The sequence below is a fragment of the Pseudoalteromonas sp. H71 genome, assembly GCF_001468485.1.
In the GTDB taxonomy this organism is placed as follows: domain Bacteria; phylum Pseudomonadota; class Gammaproteobacteria; order Enterobacterales; family Alteromonadaceae; genus Pseudoalteromonas.
This window is the reverse complement of record NZ_LODI01000045.1, coordinates 166,512-193,487: the sequence shown is the minus strand read 5'-3', so window position 1 is coordinate 193,487 and position 26,976 is coordinate 166,512. Positions and strand designations below refer to the sequence as shown.

The window sequence follows — 26,976 nt, the reverse complement described above, 5'->3', positions numbered from 1 at the left end:
CACAGCCGATGCGTTAGTTGAAGAAAGCGATGACTTTGATTTAGACGACATTGATAGCTTAATTGATGACGCTGGTGATGATTCAACGCAAGAAATTACAGTCGATACGTTAGTTGAAGAAAGCGATGATTTTGATATTGATACTGCTCTAGCTGATTCCGTTGATGATTTAGCTGAGGCACAAGAAGAGTTAAATGTTGATGATGTCGAGTCTTTAGCAACCTCATTAATTGACGAGTCAGAATTAGAGAGCAAGCAAGATCTTTCCGATACGCCAGAGCTTGATGAAGAGCCTGAGCTTTTAGATGAGCCAGAACTTGAAGAAGAGCCAGAACTTGTAGAAGAGACAGAACTTGAAGAAGAGCCAGAGCTTTCAGATGAGCCAGAGCTTGAAGATGCGCCAGAGCTTGAAGAAGAGCCAGAGCTTGCAGAAGAGCCAGAGCTTTCAGAAGAGCCAGAGCTTGAAGAAGAGCCAGAGCTTGCAGAAGAGCCAGAGCTTGAAGAAGAGCCTAAACAAGTGCTTGAAGACCTTGGGTCAGATGATTTTACAGACACATCAGACACGCTTTTAGATCCAGAAGATTTACTAGATGAATATAACGATGATGCGTTGCAAAGTGTAGATGAGCTTTTAAATGAATTACAACAGCCTGAAGATCCAGAATATATAGAAAGCCCTGAATGGACATTGGACGATTTAGATAATGAAATCGAAGAAGTCGAGATTGATCTAGGTGATGATCCATTAGCAGAAGACACTGATTCTGATCTATCCCTTGAGGATGAATTACTAGAAACAGAATCAATAACGCCTAGTCAAGAATTAGACGATTACCCTGAGTTAGAAATAGCAGAAGATCAGAGCGCAGAAACAAACACAGAAGCTCTTTTAAATGAGGATGACTCAGAAACACGAGAGTCTACTAACAACAATGGCGAAAATGTTGTTAGTCAAACAGAAAAAGACTTAGCTGAGTCGATTTCTAAGGGCGCGGAGTTGGGTGACCTTAATGAGGAAATTGATGATGAGACTCATATTAATCCTGATTTTGATGCAACCTCAGTAATTGATGATAATGAACCATTGCAATCAGGCGATGATGACGAAGTAGCCTCAACAGAAGAGCATAATGAATTAGATGGTAACGAAGAACTTGCTGACCTCACAGCTAAAGAGGAGGTTTCAGACTTTTCGGATGATGATACTCAAGTGTCGGATGATGAAGAGCTAGAACCAGAGCTATCACTAAGCCAAACAGAGCAAGAATTATCACAAGCGCTCTCATCAAATATTGATTTAGATAGTTTGGAAGATGACTTTGATGATGAACCATTAATTGATAATGAGTTTGATGAATCACATTTAGAGCCTGAAATTAATGACGATGCTAACGTTTTAGTACCAGAGGGCACGGACGAAGATTCATTATTAGACACTGATTTAGACGTTGATTCAGTTGGTGAAGAAGGTATTGAAGAACTGATTTCAGATACGCCACAAAGCGACACTGAGAAAGCAGATAATAAGGAACTTGAACAAGACTTAGATGATGAAAGCGCCAGCGCGATTGATCAGGAGCTCGACGCTGAGCTTGAACCAAATTTATCATCAAGCCAAACAGAGCAAGAACTATCAGAAGCGCTCTCATCAAATATTGATTTAGATAGTTTGGAAGATGATTTTGATGATGAACCATTAATTGATAATGAGTTTGATGAATTAGATATAGAGCCTGAAACTAATGACGAACCTAGCTCTTTAGCTACTGACTTGGATGAAGTGCCTGTTTCAGGTGATGCAGTTGATAGCACAGATTTACCTGATAGCGCAGAGTTTGAATCATCTGATTTAGGTATCGAGCCAACCGTTGATAATGAGCTAGGTGAAGTAGATACAGAGCTTGCAACCAATGACGAGGTTGAAAGTTCAATTGCAGACATTAATGATGAGGTTTCAGCAGAAGAAGAGTTCGCAGAGCCACAAAACAATACAGTTGAATCAAATAACGATTTAGACCCTGACTCTGTTATAACCGAAGATGGTGAAGAGCTACTTCCTGATATATCGAATAACGACACTGATTTATCAGGTTTAGATGAAGTCGATAGTCAAATAACAAGTGACGAGGCGCTAGTTTCAGAGCTTGAAGCTGAACTATCATCAAATGACACTGAGGAAGCGTTTTCTACTGACGTTAATTTAGATAGTTTAGAAAATGACTCTGATAATGAGTTTGATGATTTAGAGCTCGATGCTAATGAAGTTGAGAATCAAAATTCAGCTGAAGATGATTTAGATAGCTCGGAAACGGACTTTAATGACGATTTGTTAATTGATGAGTTTAATGAACTGGATACTGAGCTCGACGATTTAAACGATGATACACTCGATGATTTACTCACAGAGTTGAATGACATTGATGAGGACTCTTTAGCGCTTGATAACAACGATGAGCTAAACAATCCAGCATTTACAACTGTATCGAACGATTTAATCAATGAACAAACCAATGTTGACCGTGAAGCCGAACTAACTCAAGTAGAGTCACAAGACGATACTAATCTTGTATCAGATGAAGCACTTGATGATGAATTCATGGCAGACTTAAGTGAAACCGATTTCGATTCATTGCTTAATGAGTTAGCCGCTCCCGATGAGCTTGATATAGAAGATAGCAGCGAGTTTGATGTTGACTTTGATTCTTTATTAAAAGAAGACTTAGTTGATGAAGAAGTGTTCAATCATGAAGAGCCAGCGCCTGAAGCCGAAGACGCTAGACCGTTAGGTGAAGATGATTTTGTAGATATTGATTCATTACTCGAGCAAAGCGACGATGCCGAGCTTGAGCATGAGCCTTACAATGATGTAAATATTGATTTGGGCTTAAGTGAGTTTGATGCGTTGCTTGCAGGTGATAACCCAACAGACGTTGATGCTGAAAGTGGAGGTTACTCTGCTAAGTTAGATTTAGCACGCGCATATATTGAAATTGACGATTTCGACTCAGCGCTTAAAGTAATTGAAGACGTAATAGCTAAAGGTCCTCAAGAGGTTCAAGAAGAAGCGCTCAGTTTGCAAGCCAAATTGCAATAATCGTTTTTATGTAAATTTAAATGCTATAAACCCATAATTAGTGATGCTAGTTATGGGTTTTTTATTGTTTTTATATGATTACATCACGGTTGCTTTTATTGCGCTGCGAGATAGCATAAAATGCGCCGTTAATTAGTACAGTAGGTAAAGCGATAAATATGCGAGTAGCACTTGGGGTTGAATATAATGGTGCACGTTATAGTGGTTGGCAGCGTCAATCACACGTAAATAGTGTACAGCAAGAAGTAGAAAAGGCATTGTCGAGTATCTGTAACCATCCAGTTGAAATTGTGTGTGCAGGGCGAACTGACGCAGGTGTTCATGGAACAGGCCAAGTTGTTCACTTTGAAACTAGTGCATCTCGTGAAATGGTTGCGTTTACTATGGGTATGAATACGTTACTGCCTAAAGATATTGCTATTCGATTTGCCCAGCCTGTTACAGAAGACTTTCACGCCCGTTTTAGTGCAACTGCTAGAAGGTACCGTTACGTTATTTACAACTATCCATACCGTGGAGCGGTTATGAATGAGGGGGTTACTCACTTTCATCACAAATTGGACGAGGTTGCCATGCAACAGGCTTGTCAGTACTTAATAGGTGAACATGACTTTACATCGTTTAGAGCTTTACACTGCCAAGCTAATACCGCAACCCGAACCATTCATCATTTATCGGTACAGCGCCAAGGTGATTACGTTGTAATTGATATTAAAGCCAATGCATTTTTACATCACATGGTACGAAACATAACCGGTTGTTTAATGGATATTGGCCTACACAAGCATCAGCCTATATGGTTAAAAGAACTTTTAGATGTAAAAGAACGTGCAAAAGCAAGCGCAACCGCAAAAGCCGCGGGCCTTTATTTAGTTGATGTTGATTATCCAGAGCAATTTAATATCCCTAAAACGCCCTTAGGGCCATTATTCTTGCCTGATGTTGAAATTTAGTTAGAATTATTAATTGCTTAATTTGAGTGCTTCTAACTACTAAGACCAGTTTTTTATACCGTGTTAGTCTGATTCATGTTTTAATTGAAAAAATCTGTCTGTTAATTGTAATTATCAGGCTCGCGACACAGAACAGCATTAAGAGAGTTGCAAATGAGTTGGTTAGAAAAAATCTTACCTAAAACGACGAAATCATCAGGTCGTAAAGAAATCCCAGAAGGTGTATGGGCTAAATGTACATCGTGTGATTCAATTTTATATAAAGCTGAATTAGAAAAATCTTTAAACGTGTGTCCTAAATGTGACCATCATATGCGCGTAAGCGGCCGTAAACGTCTTGAGCATTTTTTAGATGACGGCGAACGCCAAGAGTTAGGTACTGAGCACGAACCTAAAGATGTTCTTAAATTTAAAGATTCTAAAAAATATTCAGATCGTATTAGTGCAGCTCAAAAAGCTAGCGGTGAAAAAGATGCATTAGTTGCAATGAAGGGCCGCTTAAAAGGTATTCCTGTGGCAGCAGTGGCGTTTGAGTTCTCATTTATGGGTGGCTCGATGGCATCGGTTGTAGGCGCACGATTTGTTGATGCTGTTGACCAGTGTTTAGAGCATAACATGCCGCTTATTTGTTTTTCAGCCTCTGGTGGTGCACGCATGCAAGAAGCGCTAATGTCGCTTATGCAAATGGCTAAAACCAGTGCGGCATTAGCAAAAATGACTGAAAAAGGCCTTCCGTTTATTTCAGTGATGACTGACCCAACAATGGGTGGTGTTTCTGCTTCGCTGGCAATGCTTGGTGATATTAATGTTGCTGAACCTAAAGCCTTAATCGGATTTGCGGGTCCTCGTGTAATTGAACAAACCGTTCGTGAAACATTACCAGAAGGTTTTCAGCGTAGTGAGTTTTTACTTGAACACGGCGCAATAGACATGATTGTAGACCGCCGTGAAATGCGTGATACCTTGGCACGTATTTTAGCCAAGTTTATGAACTTGCCTTCTACTGAACAAGAGCATAGAGTAGCGTAAATTTAAGCTTTTCTGATTTAACGCTATGACAAAAACAATTCCTAGCCAATCATCAAGCCTTGATGATTGGCTTTTTTATTTAGAAAGTGTTCACCCAGCCAATATTGCAATGGGGCTAGAGCGAGTTGCCGATGTTGCCAATAATATCGGTTTATTAAATACCCCTAGTAAAATAATTCTAATTGGTGGCACAAATGGCAAAGGCACTACTGCCCGTTGTTTAGAGTCGCTACTTTTGGCACAAGGCTTTAGTGTTGGTACTTATGCGTCTCCTCATTTAATCCGTTATAACGAACGCGTGCGTATTAATGGCAGCGAACTTGACGATCAGTTTCATGTAGATGCATTTCATCAGTTAGAGCAAGGTCGTAAAGACACTCAGCTTACTTACTTTGAATATGGTACCTTGGGTGCACTCGCTATTTTTAAACGCTTTAGTGTTGATTATGTGTTATTAGAAGTTGGTTTAGGCGGACGTTTCGATGCTACAAACATAGTAACGCCTTACGCAAGTGTTATTACAACCATCGATTTAGATCACAAAGAATACCTTGGCGATACCAGAGAGCTGGTGGCGTACGATAAAGCAGGGATATTCCGTGAAGGTACCCCGGCAATTATTGGGGATTTAAATATTCCTCATACAATGACAGATTACGGTCATGAAATTAATGCTAATATGACATTATCAGGCACTGACTTTACTTTTAAAGAACATGACACAACGTTTAATTGGCAGTTTGAAACACATAACCTTACGCTTAATAAACCTGCAATACCCGCTCAGAATGTAGCAACGGCATTAACAGCGTTAAGCGTATTAAATTTATTACCGAGTGTTGAGGTAATACGCAATTGCTTAGCTAAATTAGTTGTGGAAGGGCGTTTTGAACAATTAAGCACAGAGCCATTGGTATTTACAGACGTAGCTCATAACCCTGAATCAGCCCGTTATTTAGCCAATAAGTTATTAAGTTACAAAGATAAAGGCTTTAAAGTTCACGCATTAGCCGCTATGCTTGCTGATAAAGATAAAGCCGCGGTGCTCAAAGAGCTAAGCCATTTAGTTGATAACTGGTTCCTTGCAAGCTTAGGTGGCCCTCGTGGTGATAGTGCTAATAATTTAAAAGAAGCCCTACAAAGCGTATCTACTAATAACAAGGTACAAAGCTTCGACAGCGTTGCGCAAGCACTTAGTGTTATTTTACCTAAGCAGCAAAGCAATGTTATTTTGATTGTATTTGGTTCATTTTTTACAGTAGCAGATGCTATTCATTATTTTAAAAAATAGAGAGGATATCGGTGAACTCAAGTTTTATTAATCGCTTAGTTGGAACAAGCATAGTGGTGATCGCAGCGATTGTGTTTATCCCGAACATACTTGATGGCGAAAAAGTGCATTACAAGGAAGGCTTTAAAGCGATCCCAGAACGACCTGAGTTCAAAACCATTGACTTGCAAGACTCAATTAATGATCAAGTAGCGATAGCTGAGCCATTAAAGCAAGACAAAATTGAAGATATTTCCCCCGATGATGACATTTTAAAACAAGACGATACGATTGCACAAAGCGATTATGCCAGCGAAGAGAAAATTGTTGAAGCGTCAGCCATACCATCAGCTATAGAAACTGAAGTTGTTGAACCGCAAGTTGCTAAAGCGAAAGAAGAGACTGAAGTTTCCGAACAAGTGGTTAAAGTGGCACCAAAGCCTATCGCACCGCGTAAAAGTGATGAAAACCTAACTGATATGGCTTACGTAGTGCAGTTAGGCAGTTTTTCTCATGCTGCAAATGTAAAAGCATTACAGGCAAAGTTAACTTCAAAAGGCTTTAATACGTTTACTAAACCTGTAAAAACACCTAACGGAACGCTAACAAAAGTGTTTGTTGGCCCGTCACTTGATAAAACGGAGTTGGAAAAACAATTACCAGAGCTTAAAAAGCTCACTAAGCTCAATGGTAAAATAACCCAATACGAAGTGACTAACTAAATAAAAAGGCCTTAAATAACAAGGCCTTTTCATTTGATATAACACAATTCCTTGAGCCACTTTATTACCAGCAGCAATGTTAATTAAATGTTTCATGCCCTCAGCGGTTATCTCCCGTTTAAACTTGCATATTTAGGATGTTTGGGTATAGAATGCGCCCCAAAATAGCGACTAATTGGTTATTATGATCTGGGTTGATTACGCCATTCTAGGCATCATTGCACTGTCTACCATCATCGGTTTAATACGCGGTTTTGTAAAAGAAGCCATGTCATTAGCGGTATGGGCAGGCGCCTTTATCATCTCAAGTTTATTTTACCAATATTTAGCTTCCTTCCTAACAAGTATTTCTGAACCCCTTTTAAGAAATGCGGCGGCCATTGCCATACTCTTCTTTGCGACGCTCCTGTTAGGCGGTTTACTAAACTATATTTTAGGTCAGCTTGTACTTCGTACTGGCTTATCGGGTACTGACCGTGTCTTTGGCATAGTGTTTGGTGCTCTACGAGGCGTGTTGGTCGTGAGCGCGTTACTCTTCTTTCTTGATGCTTTTACTGGTGCACCCAACACGCACTGGTGGGGTAATTCTATTTTGATTCCAGAATTTGGCTTTGTTGTTGAATGGTTTTTTTCATACCTTGAAAACAACTCCAGCTTTTTAAATTCAGTAAACCGTTAATCGGCGAGGATAAATTACATGTGTGGTATCGTTGGAATAGTCGGAACGTCTCCTGTGAATCAGGCGATATATGATGGCTTAACTGTTTTGCAGCATCGTGGGCAAGACGCCGCGGGTATAATTACCATTGAAAATAATACGTTTAGCTTACGTAAAGCAAACGGCTTAGTGAAAGATGTATTTCACACACGTCACATGAAGCGACTTCAAGGTACCATTGGTATTGGTCATGTACGTTATCCAACAGCAGGCTCTTCTAGCTCATCTGAGGCGCAGCCTTTTTATGTAAATTCACCATTTGGTATTGCCCTTGCGCATAACGGAAACCTTACAAATGCTGAAGAATTAAAAGAACAGTTATTTTCAGAAGCACGACGACATGTTAATACCACGTCTGACTCTGAGATATTGTTGAATATTATGGCGCATGAGCTTAGTCGCTCTGATAAATTGCATTTAGACCCTGAAGATGTATTTACAGCTGTTGCAGAGGTGAACAAAAAAGTAACGGGTGGTTATGCAGCGATTGCTATGATTATAGGCCATGGCGTTGTAGCGTTTCGTGATCCTAACGGTATTCGCCCACTTGTTTTTGGTAAACGCGAGACTGAAAAAGGCACCGAATACATGTTTGCTTCAGAAAGCGTAGCACTAAAACCAGATGGTTTTGAATTTATTCGTGATGTAGCCCCAGGCGAAGCCATTTTTGTAACTGAAGATGGACAATTTCACTCGTTAAACTGTGCTGATAAAGTGTCTTACTCGCCTTGTATTTTTGAATTTGTTTATTTTGCACGCCCTGACTCAACAATAGACAGAATGTCAGTGTATGCAACACGCGTAAACATGGGTACTAAGCTTGGTGAAAAAATAGCACGTGAGTGGGCAGATAAAGACATTGATGTGGTTATCCCTATTCCAGAAACTTCGTGTGATGTCGCGCTTGAAATTGCTCGCGTACTTGATTTACCGTACCGCCAAGGCTTTGTTAAAAACCGTTACATTGGCCGTACGTTTATAATGCCTGGTCAAGAAATGCGTAAAAAGTCAGTACGACAAAAACTAAACGCAATTGATCGTGAATTTAAAGGTAAAAATGTATTACTTGTAGATGATTCAATAGTGCGCGGTACTACATCAGCGCAAATTGTCGAAATGGCACGTGAGTCGGGTGCTAAAAATGTTTACTTTGCATCAGCAGCTCCTGAAATACGCTTTCCAAATGTTTATGGGATAGATATGCCATCTGCGGCTGAGCTTATTGCTCATGGCCGTGAAGTTGAAGATATAAACGCAAGTATTGGTTCTGACGGATTAATTTTTCAATCATTAAAAGATCTAATGGCTGCTGTAAGACAGGAAAACCCTGAAATAACACAATTCGAAACGTCGGTATTTGATGGGCAATATATCACCGGCGACATAGATCAAAACTACCTAAACCGAATTGATAAACTGAGAAATGATACCGCTAAAAGTACACGCGAAAGTGCCATGTCATCGGGTTTAGAAATACATAACCAAGAAGAAAACGAGACCGATTAATACTTAGTGTAAACAGGCCGCGTATCTTAATTATAAAAAAGGAGCTTGTTAGCTCCTTTTTTATTGGTTGAACATAGCTTAATTGGCTTGCTTAAAGCACATTATGTAAACATAGGGCTCACAATGCCGTTAGTCCAAAGAATTGCAGTAGCGGCTAAAATAATAACCAACAATATAAGCCCACAAGTCACTACTGAGCTTGCATAAATAAATCCGCGTTCTTGGGGTATATGCATGAGTATGGGCACGCCTGTATAAAGTAAATATACTGAATACGCGAGCGCAACAATACCAGCACACACAACGAACCAAAGTACCGGCCAAAAAGCAGCAAGCGCAGACATAAACACAGGTGTTGCCGTGTAAGCAGCTAGTTCAAGAGTTTGAGTAAAGGTTGGTTTCGAGCCAAAAGTAACCGCCATCCAATGTGCTAGGTATGCAAGTGCAAATACACCGATGATAAGTGCAACATACATGGCTATTGCAATCAGTAAGGCACTGTCGTGGGTTAAAAATACGAGATCTCCAGTACCAATGCTCCAGCCCAAGTAAACGGATGAGTAATAACCCATTACTGACGGGAATAATGCGATGAGTAAAATATGTGACAAGCTATAGGTTAAACTTTCGTGTCGGTTATCAATTGTTTGCCACTCTTCGAGTGGATGAGCATATAAGCCCCATAGGTGGTTTAATATCATAGTGTGCACTCCGTGTAGGAAGATATTACTGTTTTTGTTGTAGTGTGTTTTTTATACAGTTCATCTACAGTTATGAGCTACATAGTTTATAAAGTCAAGTTAACTAATTTTTAACAAATAAATGAAAGAAGGTTTGATTTAATCAACCTATTAATTCGTGTTAAAATATTTGCTCTGTAAATTTATTAGCAATGAGTATTAACCGTGCCATATAGCCAGCTTTTAGAGCCTATTCATAACTTTTTATTGTGTAAAACACCAACTGAGTGGGTAGATAAGGCAGTTGAAAAAGAAAATTTGCCAGTTATTTTGATAGATCACTTAATTTGTGAATTAAAAGCCGCTCAGTCAGCGATGTTTTTAATTCGTAAATATGCAGTAGATAAAGAAAGCGGTGATGAACTTTTGGCTTGGTTGAAGCCATTTGAAACACTTATTTATAAACGTGAAGGTAATTGGCGTGATTTAGCAGCAAAAAATAGGCTTACAAAATCAATCATTCCTAAGTCTAACTCGCCTTATGGACAAGACTTAATAGATAAAATGGTGTTGTTAATAAAAGAAGAGCTACATCATTTTTATCAAGTGTTAGAGATAATGGACGAGTATGGGGTTGAGTATCAAAGTATAACGCCATGTCGTTACGCAAAAGGGATGTTACGTAATGTAAAAACATTTGAGCCTAATGCACTCGTTGATAAATTAATTGTTGGGGCTTATATTGAGGCTCGCTCATGTGAGCGATTTGCAAAATTAGCACCGCATGTAGATAAACGTTTAGGTGACTTTTATATTTCATTACTGCGTTCTGAGGCGCGTCACTACCAAGATTATTTAGCCTTAGCCCAAGAAATTGCTGACTTTGATATTACAGAACGAGTAAAAGAATTTGGTGAAATTGAAGCTCAATTAATTTTATCAGCAGATGAAGACTTTAAATTTCACAGTGGTACCCCTGCATAACCCTCCTTGTCACACTACTTTCATGGCTGTAGTTATACAGTCATGAGGCTTAAAATTAGACGAATTTCAAACCAGCTTCTACTATATATAAAGTACTTTGGTACATACAAAAATATTAACTATATTTATTAATTTATCAGATGTTTTTTTATATAGGCGGTGAAGGATGTCCGACAGCAATAGTTTGTTTGTATTTGATGAAGAGCTGGAAATAGATGGTTCAAATATAGTAAAAAAAATCAAAGTGCTTACCGTTGAAGACGATCTTAATTATCAGCATGCTTTAACTAATAGTTTAAAAGAAATGACGCCAGAGGATAACTGTGAAATAGAAATACTCACGGCGAATTCAGTCTCTCAGGCTGCATTAGTGTTGAGCTTGCATCCAGATATAGCACTTACCTTTATAGATGTTGTTATGGAGGATGACGACTCAGGTCTTAGGCTTGTGAGTACCATAAGGGAAGCGATTGGTAACGCAGACATGCGTATTGTTTTGTTGACCGGTCAACCTGGATTTGCACCCGAACAGCAAATAATGAAGTCGCTAGATATAGACGAATACTGGAATAAATCGGACGTTTCGGCTGAAAAATTGCAGTCAATTGTGACCAGTAACCTTCGCACTTGGAAATACATCACACAAATTGCCTCAGCCAGAAAAGGCCTTCAATTAGTATTAGATGCCTCAAGAAGTATAAACAGCAAACACGATATGCGGTCTTTTTCTAAGGCTGTTTTAGAAGAAATAAGTAATATTTTAAACGTAACTGAGGGTGGGGGTATTATGTGTTCCACTCAAACTAATGGCGAGATTATTAAAGCGCATATCTCTACTGCTAACGGATGTTTTGATGGATTTGAAGGGAGGCTTGTTGACGAGAAAATTTTGCTTCCACAAATTTATAGTGATTTTGAACGTGCTTTAGATGAAAAAAGGCATATTTTTTCTGAACACCACACTGTATTTTATTTTTGTAACAAAGAAATAGCAGGCGAAAGTTACATAACTATTGTTCAGTCAGATAATGAAATATCTGAACAAAACGAGTATTTATTAAAAGTTTTTAGCGAAAATGTAAGTACGGGCTTTAGTAATATTGCCTTGCTTAATAAACTTACAGAGCTTGCGTATACCGATGTATCGTTAAACATGCATAACAGAAACTGGCTTACGCGTGAAATAAAAAATATGAACCTTCACGAGCAGTATCAAACACGTTTACTTGTTTTTGAAGTCGAACAGTTTGAAGAAAAAGCCTTTACGTTTGGTCACGACTTCTGTCAAAAACTCTTAAAAGAGGTTTACAATAATCTAATTACTATTTTTGATGGTTATTCAGCGCGCATAGCCATTATTAACAACAGTAGCTTTGGATTGCTAGTAAACGCTAATTTTGATATTACCGACGAAATGATAGCTAGCCTTATTAGGCAAAAGTGTGTAATTACCTCCGTAAAACAATATGCTGATTTGAGAATTCTCGATTTAGCGCTAAGTACTGTTTTAAACATTATACCTGAAAAAATAATAAGCATTGCTGAATCCAGCTTAAACGATAGCCAAAGCGCTTCTTTAAAATATATTAAGCATACCCAAGAAAAAACAGAGGCACTTACCAACCGTTACAGTTTAATGGCTCGATTACGGAGAGTGATTGGAGCAGGCTCTTTGCAAGTAGCCTTACAGCCTAAAATGGACTTAGTAAACTTAACCCCTGTGGGATTTGAAGCGCTAGCACGTTGGCAGGTGGATGACGGCAGTTTTATAAACCCAGACATATTTATTGAACTTGCTGAAACAGCGGGATTAATTAGTGAATTAGACAGCGTTATTTTTGATAAAATAATAGAAACTATTCATAAGCTCAGTGAGTTAGGCGTAAATTTACCTGTTGCCTTTAATGCATCGGCTTTTGATTTGGTAGACTCTGATTATTGTAAAAGCATTCTTCATAAATTAGATAAAGCGAATATCCCTCCTGAAATGCTTGAACTCGAAATTACAGAAACACAGGCAATCAGTAATTACGATTTAATTAGAGGATCGTTAGATCAGTTTATGGCGCTGGGTATAAAAGTAAGTATTGATGACTTTGGAACGGGTTATTCTTCTATTTCTCACATTACAGAAATACCTGCAAATACTCTTAAAATAGACAAGTGTTTTTTAAATAATATTGATGGTAATGATAATAACCAATATATTTTTGAAATGATTGTTAATTTAGCCAAACGATTTGAGTTTTCTATTATTGTTGAAGGTGTTGAAACGTCAGAGCAATGTGATTGGGTTAAAAAAATAGGTTGTGATGTTGCACAAGGGTACTACTTTTCAAAACCACTGTTTTTTGACGATTTAACAACATGGTTAAAGCAATATGGAAAAGTTTGATCATAAAACCTCACCAAGTTTAAATAACAAGCATATTTATATAAAAGCATTCTTTATTGTGTTTGCCGCTAGCGCAATTGCTGTTTTGGTTTATTGGCAAGTTTACCAAGCTAGGTTAGCAGTGGTTCAAGATAACCACGATGATAAGTTATCTTTAGTGCAAACGGAGTTTGTAAAAGAATTAAGCAGTATAAAAAAATTAACGCAAGTTTTAGCAGACAACAAAAACCTAAAAAGGGGTAATAAACTCAGGTATATGTTCAGAGACCGAAAATCCATACGAAGCATAAATGATTACTTCGTTAACTTTGGGTTATTATCGCCTATTATTTCGCAAATTCGCTGGATTGATATTACCGGGAACGAACGTTTTAGAGTTGACTTTAAAAACGGTGAGGCAAAAGTTGTTAAGCAAAAAGAACTGCAAAATAAAATGTCACGTTATTACTTTAGGCAAGGAATAGCCATTGAAGCACCTGATTCCTTTTTATCAAAAATTGATTTAAACATGGAGCATGGTTCAATTGTTGAACCCTACGTGCCCACCATGCGAGTAACCTATCGCACTAGCTCAAGTGATTATATTGTAGATGGACTAATCATAATTAACTTTGATTTATCCGCGTTTTTTCAGCGAATTAGAAGTTACTCCTCTGACAATAATCAGGTAAATATTGTAAACAAAGAGGGGTTTTGGCTTTTTAACAATGATGAGTCTAAACAATGGGGGTTTATGCTCTCAAGACCTGAACTAACACTGGGTAATAGCAACCCGCAGCTTTGGGAGTTAATGCTGAAGCATAAAGAAATTGCACAAAGGTATTATGACGAAAGTGTTTATACCATAGATACACTCCCGACTATTTTTTCAAAAAAGCACAACGAAACACTCAATGAGGTTATTTATATTTATATAAAAAGTAAAAATACCCTATTAACTAAAATTCAACTAACAGCACTGAGCTACGCTGGGTTGAGTGCTTTTGTACTTTTGGTTATTGGTGGCTTTATTTTGTATAGAGAACATTGCTACGCAAAAGTGCTGAGAAAGTTATTTGATGAGTTACGTGCCGAAAAATTGGAGTTAGACTCGGTAAATAATGAGTTGTCTAACACCATTAGGCAGCAGCAACTTTTACAAGACAGTTTTGTTGAAGCGCAAAAGCTATCTTCACTAGGAATGCTTGTAGCAGGCGTAGCACATGAGATGAATACACCCATTGGAGGCGCTATTATTTCGGTGACGAATGCCGAGTCTGTAATGAGTCGCCTGAATGAAGGCATTAAAACTGGGTTAACAAAGTCTTTGCTTGAAAGTAGTGTTTTAAGTTTAGATGATAATTTAGGATTAGCGAAGGTCAACCTCGATAAAGCCGCCGTGCTCGTTAAAAGCTTTAAAAAAATGGCTATTGATAGAAATAATGAAGAGTTTATTGAGTGTAATATTGAGGCAATAATAAAAGAGTTGTTGATAGCCCTGAATTCACGATTAAAAACATCTAAAATTAAAATTATTACTCGGTTTGATGATGATTACACACTAAAAAGCCGACCAGGCATTATTTCGCAAGTAGTAGAAAATTTAATAATGAATGCGCTTAACCATGCATTTGAAGAAAATCAGTCTGGTGAGATTGAGATTAGGGTTTATAAAAGTCAAAAAGGTGACGTGAATATTTCTGTATCTGATACAGGTTGCGGGATTGATAAGCAGCAGCAAACTGTTATTTTTGAACCTTTTCATACGTCAGCGCGCGGTAAAGGGAATATAGGGCTTGGGCTTTATATGGTCTCTCAATGGGTAACTCAAATACTGAAAGGGCAGCTGAGTTTAGACTCGGATCCACAGCGAGGTGAAAAATATAAAACGCGATTCACGATTACATTACCGGATAAATAACAAAAAATGGTTTATTACCTATGAAGCGATAAATGTTTATATTTTAAAATTCAAAAAAATTATGCTGTTTTAGTTTACATAAAAGGGGTATGAACTAGCTGTTGTCCATTAGGTGTTACGACGAGGTAAGAGCCTTGTTCGTACCAGTCACCTAAAACAGTGCGTGTAAGCGTTTGACCATTTAAAGAATACGTATGTACTTTAGGTCGGTGTGTATGGCCATGAATCATATTTTTTACATTATGCTTGTCAAAGGTTTCAAGTACGGCGCTATCTACCACGTCTAATATTTCTATGGGTTTATCGGCTTGGCTTAGTTTACTTTTTTCTCGTGCATTGCGTGCTATTTTTTTTCTGTACCATAGCGGCATCGCTAGCATTAATTTTGGCCACCACCAACCGCGGCTTTTTTTACGAAATTTTTGATATTCTACATCTTGGGTGCACATTTCATCACCATGTAAAATAACAGTAGCTGTACCGTAAAGATCTATAACGGTTTGTTCGTCTAACAATGTCATACCTGCTAACTCTGCATACTGTTCACGAAGAATAAAGTCGCGGTTACCATGAATAAAGTAGACTGGAATGCCTGAATCACTTACCGCTTTAAGCTGTGTAGCTACATTGCGCGCTAGTTCAGTGACGTAGTCATCACCTACCCACACTTCAAAAAAATCACCTAAAATATAAAGCGCATCAACGTTCTGATTTAAAATGTTAGACTCTAAAAATTTAAAAAAAGCAGCGCTAATATCAGGTCTGTTTTCAGTTAAATGTAAATCAGCAATAAAATACGTTTTTTGAGTCATAGGGGTGTCTTTTTGATAAAAATAAAGCGGGCGCATGCATTTTGCATAAACACCCGCTGATTCTCCAACATTACGTGGGTAAACGTACTATTAGCTAACAGTAACGTTTTCGATGATCACGTCTTCAAGAGGCACGTCTTGGTGAAAACCGTTGCTCCCTGTAGCTACACCTTTAATTTTTTCTACAATGTCCATGCCTTCAACAACTTCAGCAAACACACAGTAACCCCAGCCTTGAGATGTTTCGCTGCTGTGGTTTAAGAAATCGTTGTTGTTAACATTAATAAAAAACTGTGCTGTAGCAGAGTGTGGATCTGGCGTACGTGCCATTGCTAAAGTACCTACTTTGTTAGATAGGCCGTTGTTAGCTTCGTTTTGAATTGGATCGTTAACGTCTTTTTGCTCCATACCTGAAACAAAACCACCGCCTTGAACCATAAAGCCATCGATTACACGGTGAAAAATAGTACCGTTGTAAAAACCTGCGTTTGCATACTCTAAAAAGTTTTTTACAGTGTTTGGAGCTTCTTGGTCAAACATTTTAATGGTGATGTCACCAAAATTTGTGTGTAGAACAACCATGTGGTTTCCTATATCTGGTTTAAATAGTCGCACTATTTTATCTTAGTTAGCTAAGATTAACAAAGCGCTAGAGCCCATGCTTTTCAAGTGGTAACATACATTTTCTTGATAATAGTGAAGGACACCAACTAAATGGTACAAATATACAACACACTGACACGACAAAAAGAACAATTTAAACCCATGGTCGATGGTAAAATCGACATGTACGTGTGTGGTATCACCATTTACGATTACTGTCATATTGGTCATGCGCGCACATTTGTTGGGTTTGACGTCATTGTTCGTTACCTTCGTCATATTGGTTACAATTTAAAGTACGTGCGTAATATTACCGACGTAGACGATAAAATTATTAAACGTGCAAATGAAAATGGCGAGTCAATAAATGATTTAACACTTCGCATGACTAAAGCCATGCATGAAGATTTTGACAGCCTAAACATGCTGCGCCCTGATGTAGAACCAACAGTAACAGGGCACATGGATGAAATTATTGAAATGGTTGAGCGCTTAATAGCAAAAGGACATGCTTATGTTGCAGCCGACGGGGACGTGTTATTTGATGTATCAACGTTTGAGCAATACGGTGCGCTTTCTCAACAAGATTTAAGTATGCTGCAATCGGGTTCGCGTGTTGAAGTAGCTCAAGATAAAGACGACCCTCTTGACTTTGTTTTATGGAAGAAAGCGAAAGCTGGTGAACCATCGTGGTCATCGCCATGGGGAGAAGGACGCCCAGGTTGGCATATTGAATGTTCGGCAATGAGCTCTAAACATTTAGGTGAACATTTTGATATTCATGGTGGGGGCTCTGATTTACAGTTTCCGCATCATGAAAATGAAATTGCGCAGTCATGCTGTGCCAACAATGGTAAGTATGTAAATACGTGGATCCATACGGGTATGGTACAAGTAAATAAAGAAAAAATGTCTAAGTCGCTAGATAATTTTTTCACTGTTCGCGATGTGTTAAAAGAGTATGATCCTGAGTCGGTTCGTTACTTTTTAATATCAGGACATTATCGAAGCCAACTTAATTACTCGCAAGAGAACTTAGATCAGGCTCGTTCATCGCTTGAACGCATTTATACCGCTTTGCGTGACGTTAAACCAATCGAGTGTGAGCTTGAGGGTAATGAGTTTGTTGCCAAATTCAGAAAAGCGATGGACGATGATTTTAATACTCCAGAGGCTTTACCTGTTATGTTTGAGCTGGCAAAAGAGTTAAATCGCGTAAAAGAAAGCGATATCACATATGCAGGTCAACTCGCGTTTATATTACGTACCCTAGGCGAAGTGCTAGGCGTCGCACAACAAGCGCCAGAAGCGTTTTTACAAGGTGGGCAGGACGACGATGAAGTTGCAACAATAGAAGCGTTAATTGTAAAACGTAACGATGCTCGCGCCAGTAAAAATTGGGCTGCAGCCGACGAAGCACGCGATGCGCTTAATGCATTAGGTGTAATACTTGAAGATTCAGCCGGTAAAACAACCTGGCGTAAAGCGTAAGTGTTTTAAACAATAGCTTTAAAATAAAAAGGGTTGCCAATTGGCAACCCTTTTTATTTATATAAGCCTAGCTGTGATATTTTTCACATGCCTCTAGTGTATTTTCAATTAGGCTCGCAACAGTCATTGGGCCAACCCCGCCAGGTACAGGGGTAATAAAGTGAGCTTTTTGCTCTGCAATGCTGTATTCAACGTCGCCTACTAATTTACCTGTATCCAAACGGTTAATGCCAACATCAATAACAATGGCACCTTCTTTTATCCAATCTCCAGGGATAAACTCAGGCTTACCTACAGCCACTACAAGCAAGTCAGCACGGCGAACATGTGTTTCTAAATCTTGTGTAAATTTATGACATACCGTTGTTGTACAACCTGCTAGTAATAATTCGAGCGACATAGGTCGCCCTACAATATTGGATGCGCCAACCACGACCGCATGCATACCTTTATAACGTACGCCGGTAGAATCTAGTAAAGTAATAATACCCTTTGGTGTGCAAGGACGAAGAGCAGGCATACGCTGTGCTAAACGGCCTATATTGTAAGGGTGAAAACCATCAACATCTTTATGTGGTGTAATACGTTCTAAAATTTTCTCTGCATCGAGCCCGTCAGGTAGAGGTAACTGCACTAAAATACCATCGACTTCTGCATCATTATTTAGCTCATCAATTAAACTTAAAAGAGCATCTTCTTTTGTGTCTGCAGGTAAATCAAATGATTTTGAAATAAAACCAACTTCTTCACAGGCTTTACGCTTTGAACCAACATAAACTTGGCTTGCTGGATCAAGTCCTACAAGTACTACTGCAAGTCCGGGGGCGCGTAATCCTTTAGAAACGCGTTCACTTACGCGTTGTGCAACTGAACTACGTACTTGTTTTGCGATTGCTTTACCATCAATGATGTTTGCCGTCATGGGTGACCTTTAATTGGGGTTAATTAACTAGATACCGATACTTTAAAAATGAACGCATAATAAAAAGGGGGTATACGCTTATAAAGATAATAATAACTTTATTTTTTCATTTTATATTACCTGTGCTATTTTCGCAGAAAAGCATTGCAGCGCCAAGTTGCTTTTCATCTATATAGTACTAGAGTAATTAAATAGTTTAAATTTCAGGCTTCTATTATAATATTTAGCCATTGTGGACTAAAAATGACCACTTGATTTGTTTTCTTAAAAAAACGTTTGACCTAACCCCGTCAAATCACTATTATGCACCCCGTTGTCAACGAGGTCACTCGTAGATAATAGTAAGTAACGGCGATTAGCGCAGTTTGGTAGCGCACTTGGTTTGGGTCCAAGGGGTCGCAGGTTCAAATCCTGCATCGCCGACCATTTTTTTATAATTTAATTATAATCGAATAGCTTATTGGTAAACTATGAAGTTTTCGATGCGCCCATAGCTCAGCTGGATAGAGCAACGCCCTTCTAAGGCGTCGGTCGAAGGTTCGAATCCTTCTGGGTGCGCCATTTGAAAACACGTAAATATAGCGGTGATTGTAGCTCAGTTGGTAGAGCCCCGGATTGTGATTCCGGTTGTCGTGGGTTCGAGCCCCATCAGTCACCCCATTTACAAAGAATAACGGCGATTAGCGCAGTTTGGTAGCGCACTTGGTTTGGGTCCAAGGGGTCGCAGGTTCAAATCCTGCATCGCCGACCACTTTCTCAAAGTGGTTTTAAACCCTCAGTTTAATTATTCAGTATGAAAAAGAAGCTTAGTCTTCAATGTCGGCGATTAGCGCAGTTTGGTAGCGCACTTGGTTTGGGTCCAAGGGGTCGCAGGTTCAAATCCTGCATCGCCGACCATTTTCTCATCAATAACTCCTCTGTGTTAAATCTCAAAAATAGAATATTCTATTACAACAATTAAAGTCCGTTTAAAGTATTAAAAACACTGCATAGCCTGTTTTTTACTCGGTTAGGTACTGTAGTACCCAATCTACCCCAAATAATTGCCCCCCATACTCGACTATCATAAATATTAGGTTATAATGCCGCGTCTATTGTTTAACATAGTGCCCTAAGGGCAAAGCAACAATGGTATCTCATGGTAGCGACGGATGCTTTTAAGTGTGAAAAATCGCTTAAACTTTATCAAGACTCATGCAGATCACTTTGTTTGTAAGGAAGGCGAACAGTCGCCAAAATTGAATATTGAGGTAAATCATGCAAGTTTCTGTTGAGACGACCCAAGGCCTTGAGCGCCGTATAACTATCACCGTTCCTGCAGAGAACGTTGAGACCGAAGTAAAAAAACGCCTACAACAACTGTCAAAAACACAGCGTATAGATGGTTTCCGTGCTGGTAAAGTTCCTGTATCTGTAATTAACAAGCGTTTTGGCGCTGCAGTTCGTCAAGAAGTTGCTGGCGAAGTAATGCAACGTAACTACATTGAAGCAATCGTTGCTGAAAAAATTAACCCTGCTGGCGCGCCTTCATTCGCTCCTAAATCACTTGAAGCAGGTAAAGATTTAGAATTCTCAGCAACATTTGAAGTTTACCCTGAAGTTGAAGTTCAAGGTTTAGACAAAATTGCTGTTGAAAAACCAGCGGTAACAGTAACTGACGAAGATTTAGCAAATATGCTAGAAACACTTCGTAAGCAACATGCTGCGTGGGCTGAAGTTGAAGCTGCTGCTGGCGAGAACGATCGTGTAACGGTTGATTTTGTAGGTACTATTGACGGTGAAGTATTTGAAGGCGGTAAAGCTGATGACTTCCCATTAGAGCTTGGCCAAGGTCGTATGATCCCAGGTTTTGAAGATAATATCGTTGGTAAAAAAGCAGGCGAAGAAGTTGTTGCAGATGTAACATTCCCTGAAGATTACCATGCTGAAAACCTTAAAGGTAAAGCAGCTCAATTCACTATCACAGTGAAAAAAGTTGAAGCACAAGAACTTCCTGAATTAAGCGAAGAGTTTGCAACTAAATTCGGTGTTACCGAAGGCGGCGTAGACGCGCTTAAAGAAGAAGTTAAAAAGAACATGACGCGTGAACTTGACCAAGCGGTTAAAGCTAACGTTAAAGACCAAGCAATTAAAGGTCTTTTAGAAAATAACGAAATTGAAGTGCCAAAAGCACTTGTTGATCAAGAAGTTGACGCACTACGTCAGCAAGCAGCTCAACGTTTTGGTGGCGACGCTAAAAACATGCCTGAGCTTCCTGCTGAATTGTTCCATGAGCAAGCTGTAACGCGTGTTAAAACTGGCCTTTTATTAGGTGAAGTGATCAAAGCTAACGACATCAAAGTTGATGATGCTAAAGTTGAAGCATTAATCGCTACAGTTGCTTCTGCATACGAAGATCCAACTGAAGTAGTAGAATACTACAAAGCAAATGATCAACTTATGCAACAAATGCGTAATGTTGCAATGGAAGAGCAAGCTGTTGAAGCTATTTTAGCTAAAGCAAATGTTTCTGACGTTGAAAAAGCGTTTGATGACATCATGAATCCGCAGCAAGGTGCTTAATAAGTCATTGACTTAAGCTCTCGCTAACGATTAAATGGCTCGTGTTACACTGTTTAAACAGCGTGCCCGGGCCATTTTTAGTTTTTGGCTCTTAATTTGCGAAAAACGATAACTATGCTTCCTTATAATAAGGATAAGTATAAGCGCATAAGGAATTAAATAAGTATGAATACTGGTATTACAGATCCCCTAAATGCATTGGTCCCTATGGTTGTTGAGCAAACACCAAAAGGTGAGCGCTCGTATGATATTTATTCGAGACTTTTAAAAGAGCGTATTATTTTTTTAACAGGCCAAGTTGAAGACAACATGGCAAACCTGATTTTAGCGCAAATGCTGTTTTTAGAATCAGAGAACCCTGATAAAGATATATTTCTATACATAAATTCACCGGGTGGTTCAGTAACTGCAGGTATGGCAATTTACGACACAATGAACTTCATCAAGCCTGATGTAAGCACCATTTGTGTAGGACAAGCAGCGAGCATGGGCGCATTTTTGCTTACAGCTGGCGCTAAAGGTAAACGTTTTTGTTTACCTAACTCACGCGTAATGATTCACCAACCTTTAGGTGGTTTCCAAGGTCAAGCTTCTGACTTCGAAATACATGCTAAAGAAATACTATCTATAAAAGATAAGCTAAATCGCTTAATGGCAGAACATACTGGTCAGCCATTAGATGTGATTTCAAAAGATACTGATCGTGACAATTTCATGAGCGCGTCAGAAGCGGTAGAGTACGGCTTAGTTGACTCAGTATTTGCAAACCGCGATAAAAAGTAAGCGCTTGGTGAGCAGGGGACCTGTTAATCACTTTTAGTTACTATGCGAAAAACAATAAATTTTGTTATAGTTAAGCGTATTGAAATAGCCACCATCAATTTTGGTGGCCAACGTAATAAGATGAGGTAGCTGAATGTCTGACACTCCTACAGACGGCGACAAAAGTAATAAATTGTTATACTGCTCTTTTTGTGGCAAGAGCCAGCACGAAGTACGCAAATTAATTGCAGGCCCTTCAGTATACGTTTGTGATGAATGTGTAGAGTTGTGTAACGATATTATCAGGGAAGAGATCAAAGACATTGCTCCTAAGCATGACTCGTCTGATAAACTACCTGTTCCAAAAGAAATTCGTAAACACCTAGACGACTACGTAATTGGCCAAGACCATGCAAAAAAAGTATTGTCTGTTGCTGTTTATAACCATTATAAACGTTTACGTAATCAATCAACCAAGCAAGATATCGAGCTTAGTAAAAGTAATATTTTGTTAATAGGCCCAACTGGTAGTGGTAAAACATTATTAGCTGAGACGTTAGCTCGTTTACTTGATGTACCATTCACAATGGCTGATGCAACGACACTTACTGAAGCAGGTTACGTAGGTGAGGATGTAGAAAACATTATTCAAAAACTATTGCAAAAATGTGATTACGATGTGGAAAAAGCACAGCGTGGCATCGTGTACATTGATGAAATAGACAAAATTTCTCGTAAATCAGATAACCCATCAATCACACGTGATGTATCGGGTGAAGGTGTGCAACAAGCATTACTCAAGCTGATTGAGGGTACGATTGCTTCTGTTCCGCCACAAGGTGGGCGTAAACATCCGCAGCAAGAATTTTTGCAAGTAGACACTTCTAAAATATTGTTTATCTGTGGTGGTGCGTTCTCAGGGCTTGATAAAGTAATTGAGCAACGTAGCCATAAAAATACTGGTATTGGCTTTGGTGTTAGTGTTAAAGAGTCTGCAGAGGCACGTTCATTAAGCGAAACGTTTAAAGACGTAGAACCTGAAGATTTAGTAAAATACGGTTTAATACCTGAATTTATTGGCCGTTTACCAGTAGTTGCTACACTAACAGAGCTAGATGAAGCCGCTTTGGTACAAATTCTAAGTGAGCCTAAAAATGCTATCACTAAGCAGTTCTCAGTATTGTTTGGTATGGAAGATGTAGAGCTTGAGTTCCGTGATGATGCTTTATCTGCGATTGCTCACAAAGCCATGGTACGTAAAACGGGTGCACGTGGCCTGCGTTCAATCGTAGAAGGTATTTTATTGGATACCATGTACGAACTTCCATCTATGGACGATGTGAGTAAAGTGGTGATTGACGAAACGGTAATTAAAGGTGAGTCAGACCCAATCTTGATATATGAAAATAACAATCAAGATAAAGCTGCATCTGAATAGTTTTTAAGCTATTTGCATTAAAAAGGAGCCTAAGGCTCCTTTTTTTATAATTAATTTAAACGAGTCGGGGAAAATTGTTGAACTTTAATGTGGTTATCCCCATATACTTGAGTAATCTTTTAAATAAATGAAGTGCGAAGAGAAATATAATGACGCTTGAGAGAACCGACCAAGTCGAAATCCCAGTGCTAGCACTGCGCGATGTTGTGGTGTACCCACACATGGTGATCCCGCTTTTTGTAGGCCGTGAAAAATCAATAAAATGCCTAGAAGCGGCAATGGACAAAGACAAACAAATTTTCTTGGTTGCACAAAAAGATGCAACTGTAGACGAACCAGAGCAGGATGATATTTATCGCATTGGTACTATTGCCACTGTACTTCAATTATTAAAACTTCCCGACGGGACAGTGAAAGTATTGGTAGAAGGTACCCAGCGCGCTGAGATCAAAGATTTTGTTGATAATGATGATTTTTTTGTTGCCAATGCTCAATTCATTGAATCTGATTTAATTGATGAACAAGAGCAAGATGTATTTATTCGAAGCGCAATTAGCCAATTTGAAGGTTACGTAAAGCTCAATAAAAAAATTCCACCGGAAGTACTCACTTCGGTATCAGGTATCGATGAACCTGCGCGCCTCGCAGATACGATGGCTGCGCACATGCCTTTAAAAGTACCTGAAAAACAAAAGGTGCTAGAAATTTCAAGCGTGACAGAGCGTTTGGAATACTTAATGGCGCTCATGGAAGGTGAAATCGACTTATTACAAGTTGAGAAAAAAATCCGTACCCGCGTTAAAAAGCAGATGGAAAAATCCCAGCGAGAGTATTACCTCAACGAGCAAATGAAAGCTATTCAAAAAGAGCTTGGCGAGCTTGATGATGTTCCTGATGAGTTTGAAGCGCTGAAAAAGCGTATTGAAGAATCGGGCATGTCATCAGAGGCGCAAGAAAAAGCCACGACAGAACTTAATAAACTTAAGATGATGTCGCCAATGTCTGCTGAGGCAACGGTTGTGCGTTCTTACATCGATACATTAATTAATGTGCCATGGAAAAAACGTTCAAAAGTTAAAAAAGATTTGGCTGGTGCACAAAAAATACTAGACAGTGAGCACCATGGCCTCGATAAAGTTAAAGAACGCATTTTAGAGTACCTCGCGGTACAACAACGTACCAACAAGCTTAAAGGTCCTATTCTGTGTTTAGTTGGGCCTCCTGGTGTTGGTAAAACATCACTTGGTCAGTCTATTGCGCGCTCCACTGGACGTAAATATATTCGTATGGCACTAGGTGGTGTTCGTGATGAAGCCGAAATTCGTGGCCACCGTCGAACTTACATTGGTTCTATGCCAGGTAAGTTGATTCAAAATATGACAAAAGTGGGGGTTAAAAACCCATTATTTTTATTAGATGAAATTGACAAAATGTCTTCAGACATGCGCGGCGATCCTGCTTCAGCATTGCTAGAAGTGCTCGATCCTGAACAAAACAGTCATTTTGCTGATCACTACTTAGAGGTCGATTTTGATTTATCGGATGTTATGTTTGTCGCTACTTCAAATAGCTTTAACATCCCGGGTCCTCTTTTAGACCGTATGGAAGTTATTCGTTTGTCAGGTTACACCGAAGATGAAAAGCTTAATATCGCCAAAGAGCACCTGATCACTAAGCAAGTAAAGCGTAACGGTTTAAAAGAGCATGAGATTGAAATAGACGACAGTGCCATTATCGGCATTATTCGTTATTACACCCGTGAAGCCGGTGTGCGCAATCTAGAGCGAGAAATTTCTAAGCTGTGTCGTAAGGCAGTTAAAAATATTTTAATTGAAAAAGACACCAAAACGGTGACTATCAATCAAGATAACTTAGAAGAGTATTTAGGCGTACAACGTTTTGACTATGGTAAAGCCGAAGACGGTGATCGTATTGGTCAAGTTACGGGTCTTGCTTGGACCGAGGTTGGTGGTGATTTGCTAACCATCGAATGTGCTGCCGTGCCAGGTAAAGGTAAACTGACTTACACGGGTTCACTTGGCGATGTAATGCAAGAGTCGATTCAAGCAGCAATGACCGTTGTGCGTAATCGTGCTGATACATTCCGTATTAATAGCGATTTTTACGAAAAACGCGACATTCATGTTCATGTACCTGAAGGTGCAACACCAAAAGATGGCCCAAGTGCTGGTGCAGCCATGGTGACTGGTCTGGTGTCGAGCTTAACAGGTAACCCAGTTAAAGCTGATGTTGCTATGACTGGCGAAATAACGCTTCGTGGTGAAGTTTTGCCTATTGGTGGTTTAAAAGAGAAATTACTCGCGGCACACCGTGGTGGAATAAAAACCGTTATTATTCCAAAAATTAACGAGCGTGACTTAAAAGAGATACCTGAAAATGTGCTTGCAGGTCTTGATATTCACCCCGTTACATGGATAGATGAGGTACTGAAGCTTGCTTTAGTGCATCCTGTTGAGAGTTTTTCAGTCGAAACAGAAAAAAAGCAGTAAAAAACGCAAAAAAAGTACTTTTTAGGGCTTTTCAAATCTAAACGGTATGATAAGTTAAGCACTGGTTTTCAAGCCTAGGCCTTATGTGGCCTAGGCTCAAGAAAAATATAATCATGTGAGCATTACAAGTTTGCTCTAAAATTTTCAAAAAAGTGATGTTAGTTTAAAAAACCATCGCTCTTGATAATAACAATGAAAGAGGATGATATTGTGAATAAATCTCAATTAATCGATCAAATCGCAGCTGACGCTGACATTTCTAAAGCGGCTGCAGGTCGTGCACTTGATTCATTCATCGAATCTGTATCTGGCGCGCTAAAAGACGGCGATTCAGTTGCACTTGTTGGTTTTGGTACTTTCTCAGTGCGTGAACGTGCTGCACGAGCTGGCCGTAACCCACAAACTGGTGAAACTATTCAAATTGCTGCTGCAAACATTCCAGCTTTCAAAGCCGGTAAAGCGCTTAAAGACGCAGTAAACTAATCATTTTTTTAAACAGATTAGTTATGGCGAAAGTAAAGTTACTTAATCAGCCTAACCGTTGAATTGGGTAACTTTACCGCTAGTTACTTCAAGTGAAAAAGCGTATCTGGTAAGATACGCTTTTTTTACATGTGACAAGGTA

The 26,976-nt window shown here is 39.1% G+C and carries 20 protein-coding genes and 5 tRNA genes; 21 read left to right on the top strand and 4 right to left on the bottom strand.

What is annotated here, in order from left to right:
• From ATS71_RS16235 to purF, 7 genes are all read left to right on the top strand, one after another.
• Positions 1 to 3,094, top strand: a 3,094-nt coding sequence (locus ATS71_RS16235; protein WP_327078263.1) for a FimV/HubP family polar landmark protein, incomplete at its 5' end; no start/stop codon positions are given.
• A gap of 158 nt (positions 3,095 to 3,252) precedes the next feature.
• Complete coding sequence (gene truA / locus ATS71_RS16230) at positions 3,253 to 4,047, top strand: tRNA pseudouridine(38-40) synthase TruA (protein WP_058405743.1); 795 nt, start codon at positions 3,253 to 3,255, stop codon at positions 4,045 to 4,047.
• Between the two features lie 153 nt (positions 4,048 to 4,200).
• The gene (gene accD, locus ATS71_RS16225; RefSeq protein WP_058405742.1) at positions 4,201 to 5,076 is read left to right on the top strand and encodes an acetyl-CoA carboxylase, carboxyltransferase subunit beta; all 876 of its coding nucleotides are present in this window, start codon (positions 4,201 to 4,203) and stop codon (positions 5,074 to 5,076) included.
• A 25-nt stretch (positions 5,077 to 5,101) separates the two neighbouring features.
• On the top strand, positions 5,102 to 6,367 hold the full coding sequence (folC, locus tag ATS71_RS16220) for a bifunctional tetrahydrofolate synthase/dihydrofolate synthase (RefSeq protein ID WP_058405741.1): 1,266 nt from the start codon (positions 5,102 to 5,104) through the stop codon (positions 6,365 to 6,367).
• Between the two features lie 11 nt (positions 6,368 to 6,378).
• The gene (locus ATS71_RS16215) at positions 6,379 to 7,068 is read left to right on the top strand and encodes an SPOR domain-containing protein (protein WP_058405740.1); all 690 of its coding nucleotides are present in this window, start codon (positions 6,379 to 6,381) and stop codon (positions 7,066 to 7,068) included.
• 184 nt (positions 7,069 to 7,252) lie between these two features.
• Positions 7,253 to 7,747, top strand: a complete 495-nt coding sequence (locus ATS71_RS16210) for a CvpA family protein (RefSeq protein ID WP_006793890.1) — start codon at positions 7,253 to 7,255, stop codon at positions 7,745 to 7,747.
• 18 nt (positions 7,748 to 7,765) lie between these two features.
• The gene (gene purF / locus ATS71_RS16205; RefSeq protein ID WP_058405739.1) at positions 7,766 to 9,292 is read left to right on the top strand and encodes an amidophosphoribosyltransferase; all 1,527 of its coding nucleotides are present in this window, start codon (positions 7,766 to 7,768) and stop codon (positions 9,290 to 9,292) included.
• A 101-nt stretch (positions 9,293 to 9,393) separates the two neighbouring features.
• Here the strand turns inward: purF and ATS71_RS16200 are convergent, their stop codons facing one another.
• Positions 9,394 to 9,993 (bottom strand): Yip1 family protein, encoded by a 600-nt coding sequence (locus tag ATS71_RS16200; protein ID WP_058405738.1) that lies wholly within the window; start codon positions 9,991 to 9,993, stop codon positions 9,394 to 9,396.
• Between the two features lie 204 nt (positions 9,994 to 10,197).
• On the opposite strand from ATS71_RS16200, the gene miaE reads away from it, so the two are divergent.
• The 3 genes from miaE (at position 10,198) to ATS71_RS16185 (ending at position 15,251) form a co-directional block, all read left to right on the top strand.
• Positions 10,198 to 10,956: a tRNA isopentenyl-2-thiomethyl-A-37 hydroxylase MiaE gene (gene miaE / locus ATS71_RS16195; RefSeq protein WP_058405737.1), complete on the top strand. Its 759-nt coding sequence runs from the start codon at positions 10,198 to 10,200 to the stop codon at positions 10,954 to 10,956.
• Between the two features lie 166 nt (positions 10,957 to 11,122).
• Positions 11,123 to 13,351 (top strand): EAL domain-containing protein, encoded by a 2,229-nt coding sequence (locus ATS71_RS16190; protein WP_058405736.1) that lies wholly within the window; start codon positions 11,123 to 11,125, stop codon positions 13,349 to 13,351.
• Positions 13,338 to 15,251 (top strand): sensor histidine kinase, encoded by a 1,914-nt coding sequence (locus ATS71_RS16185; RefSeq protein WP_058405735.1) that lies wholly within the window; start codon positions 13,338 to 13,340, stop codon positions 15,249 to 15,251. The genes ATS71_RS16190 and ATS71_RS16185 overlap by 14 nt, the downstream gene beginning before the upstream one ends.
• Positions 15,252 to 15,325: 74 nt before the next feature.
• Here ATS71_RS16185 and ATS71_RS16180 read toward each other — a convergent pair whose 3' ends face one another.
• Together ATS71_RS16180 and ATS71_RS16175 are read right to left on the bottom strand one after the other, a co-directional pair.
• On the bottom strand, positions 15,326 to 16,063 hold the full coding sequence (locus ATS71_RS16180) for a UDP-2,3-diacylglucosamine diphosphatase (RefSeq protein ID WP_058405753.1): 738 nt from the start codon (positions 16,061 to 16,063) through the stop codon (positions 15,326 to 15,328).
• A gap of 90 nt (positions 16,064 to 16,153) precedes the next feature.
• Positions 16,154 to 16,645, bottom strand: coding sequence for a peptidylprolyl isomerase (locus ATS71_RS16175; RefSeq protein WP_058405734.1), 492 nt, complete (start codon positions 16,643 to 16,645; stop codon positions 16,154 to 16,156).
• A gap of 132 nt (positions 16,646 to 16,777) precedes the next feature.
• On the opposite strand from ATS71_RS16175, the gene cysS reads away from it, so the two are divergent.
• Positions 16,778 to 18,157, top strand: a complete 1,380-nt coding sequence (gene cysS / locus ATS71_RS16170; protein ID WP_058405733.1) for a cysteine--tRNA ligase — start codon at positions 16,778 to 16,780, stop codon at positions 18,155 to 18,157.
• Positions 18,158 to 18,224: 67 nt separating this feature from the next.
• On the opposite strand, the gene folD is transcribed toward cysS, so the two are convergent.
• Positions 18,225 to 19,079, bottom strand: coding sequence for a bifunctional methylenetetrahydrofolate dehydrogenase/methenyltetrahydrofolate cyclohydrolase FolD (gene folD / locus ATS71_RS16165; RefSeq protein ID WP_058405732.1), 855 nt, complete (start codon positions 19,077 to 19,079; stop codon positions 18,225 to 18,227).
• Between the two features lie 349 nt (positions 19,080 to 19,428).
• Here folD and ATS71_RS16160 point away from each other — a divergent pair.
• From ATS71_RS16160 to ATS71_RS16115, 10 genes are all read left to right on the top strand, one after another.
• Positions 19,429 to 19,505, top strand: a tRNA-Pro gene (locus ATS71_RS16160).
• Positions 19,506 to 19,563: 58 nt separating this feature from the next.
• Positions 19,564 to 19,640: transfer RNA gene (locus ATS71_RS16155), tRNA-Arg, on the top strand.
• Between the two features lie 23 nt (positions 19,641 to 19,663).
• A tRNA-His gene (locus ATS71_RS16150) sits at positions 19,664 to 19,739 on the top strand.
• A gap of 14 nt (positions 19,740 to 19,753) precedes the next feature.
• Positions 19,754 to 19,830, top strand: a tRNA-Pro gene (locus ATS71_RS16145).
• Positions 19,831 to 19,899: 69 nt separating this feature from the next.
• A tRNA-Pro gene (locus tag ATS71_RS16140) sits at positions 19,900 to 19,976 on the top strand.
• A 360-nt stretch (positions 19,977 to 20,336) separates the two neighbouring features.
• Positions 20,337 to 21,641, top strand: a complete 1,305-nt coding sequence (tig, locus tag ATS71_RS16135; RefSeq protein WP_058405731.1) for a trigger factor — start codon at positions 20,337 to 20,339, stop codon at positions 21,639 to 21,641.
• 165 nt (positions 21,642 to 21,806) lie between these two features.
• A complete protein-coding gene (clpP, locus tag ATS71_RS16130) occupies positions 21,807 to 22,424 on the top strand; it encodes an ATP-dependent Clp endopeptidase proteolytic subunit ClpP (RefSeq protein WP_008126622.1) in 618 nt (205 codons plus the stop codon).
• A gap of 133 nt (positions 22,425 to 22,557) precedes the next feature.
• Positions 22,558 to 23,841 carry an ATP-dependent protease ATP-binding subunit ClpX gene (gene clpX / locus ATS71_RS16125; protein ID WP_058405730.1) on the top strand — a complete coding sequence of 428 codons (1,284 nt, stop codon included), beginning with the start codon at positions 22,558 to 22,560 and terminating at the stop codon, positions 23,839 to 23,841.
• A gap of 149 nt (positions 23,842 to 23,990) precedes the next feature.
• A complete protein-coding gene (gene lon, locus ATS71_RS16120) occupies positions 23,991 to 26,351 on the top strand; it encodes an endopeptidase La (protein WP_058405729.1) in 2,361 nt (786 codons plus the stop codon).
• A gap of 192 nt (positions 26,352 to 26,543) precedes the next feature.
• A complete protein-coding gene (locus ATS71_RS16115) occupies positions 26,544 to 26,834 on the top strand; it encodes an HU family DNA-binding protein (protein ID WP_157849304.1) in 291 nt (96 codons plus the stop codon).
• The last annotated feature ends 142 nt before the right edge of the window (positions 26,835 to 26,976 follow it).

What these genes read in the sequence shown, in the direction of transcription:
- truA (WP_058405743.1), top strand. Translation starts at nt 3,253, where the DNA reads ATGCGAGTAGCACTTGGGGTTGAATATAATGGTGCACGTTATAGTGGT.
- accD (WP_058405742.1), top strand. Translation starts at nt 4,201, where the DNA reads ATGAGTTGGTTAGAAAAAATCTTACCTAAAACGACGAAATCATCAGGT.
- folC (WP_058405741.1), top strand. Translation starts at nt 5,102, where the DNA reads ATGACAAAAACAATTCCTAGCCAATCATCAAGCCTTGATGATTGGCTT.
- ATS71_RS16210 (WP_006793890.1), top strand. Translation starts at nt 7,253, where the DNA reads ATGATCTGGGTTGATTACGCCATTCTAGGCATCATTGCACTGTCTACC.
- purF (WP_058405739.1), top strand. Translation starts at nt 7,766, where the DNA reads ATGTGTGGTATCGTTGGAATAGTCGGAACGTCTCCTGTGAATCAGGCG.
- ATS71_RS16200 (WP_058405738.1), bottom strand. Translation starts at nt 9,993, where the DNA reads ATGATATTAAACCACCTATGGGGCTTATATGCTCATCCACTCGAAGAG.
- ATS71_RS16190 (WP_058405736.1), top strand. Translation starts at nt 11,123, where the DNA reads ATGTCCGACAGCAATAGTTTGTTTGTATTTGATGAAGAGCTGGAAATA.
- ATS71_RS16185 (WP_058405735.1), top strand. Translation starts at nt 13,338, where the DNA reads ATGGAAAAGTTTGATCATAAAACCTCACCAAGTTTAAATAACAAGCAT.
- ATS71_RS16180 (WP_058405753.1), bottom strand. Translation starts at nt 16,063, where the DNA reads ATGACTCAAAAAACGTATTTTATTGCTGATTTACATTTAACTGAAAAC.
- ATS71_RS16175 (WP_058405734.1), bottom strand. Translation starts at nt 16,645, where the DNA reads ATGGTTGTTCTACACACAAATTTTGGTGACATCACCATTAAAATGTTT.
- cysS (WP_058405733.1), top strand. Translation starts at nt 16,778, where the DNA reads ATGGTACAAATATACAACACACTGACACGACAAAAAGAACAATTTAAA.
- folD (WP_058405732.1), bottom strand. Translation starts at nt 19,079, where the DNA reads ATGACGGCAAACATCATTGATGGTAAAGCAATCGCAAAACAAGTACGT.
- tig (WP_058405731.1), top strand. Translation starts at nt 20,337, where the DNA reads ATGCAAGTTTCTGTTGAGACGACCCAAGGCCTTGAGCGCCGTATAACT.
- clpP (WP_008126622.1), top strand. Translation starts at nt 21,807, where the DNA reads ATGAATACTGGTATTACAGATCCCCTAAATGCATTGGTCCCTATGGTT.
- clpX (WP_058405730.1), top strand. Translation starts at nt 22,558, where the DNA reads ATGTCTGACACTCCTACAGACGGCGACAAAAGTAATAAATTGTTATAC.
- lon (WP_058405729.1), top strand. Translation starts at nt 23,991, where the DNA reads ATGACGCTTGAGAGAACCGACCAAGTCGAAATCCCAGTGCTAGCACTG.
- ATS71_RS16115 (WP_157849304.1), top strand. Translation starts at nt 26,544, where the DNA reads ATGAAAGAGGATGATATTGTGAATAAATCTCAATTAATCGATCAAATC.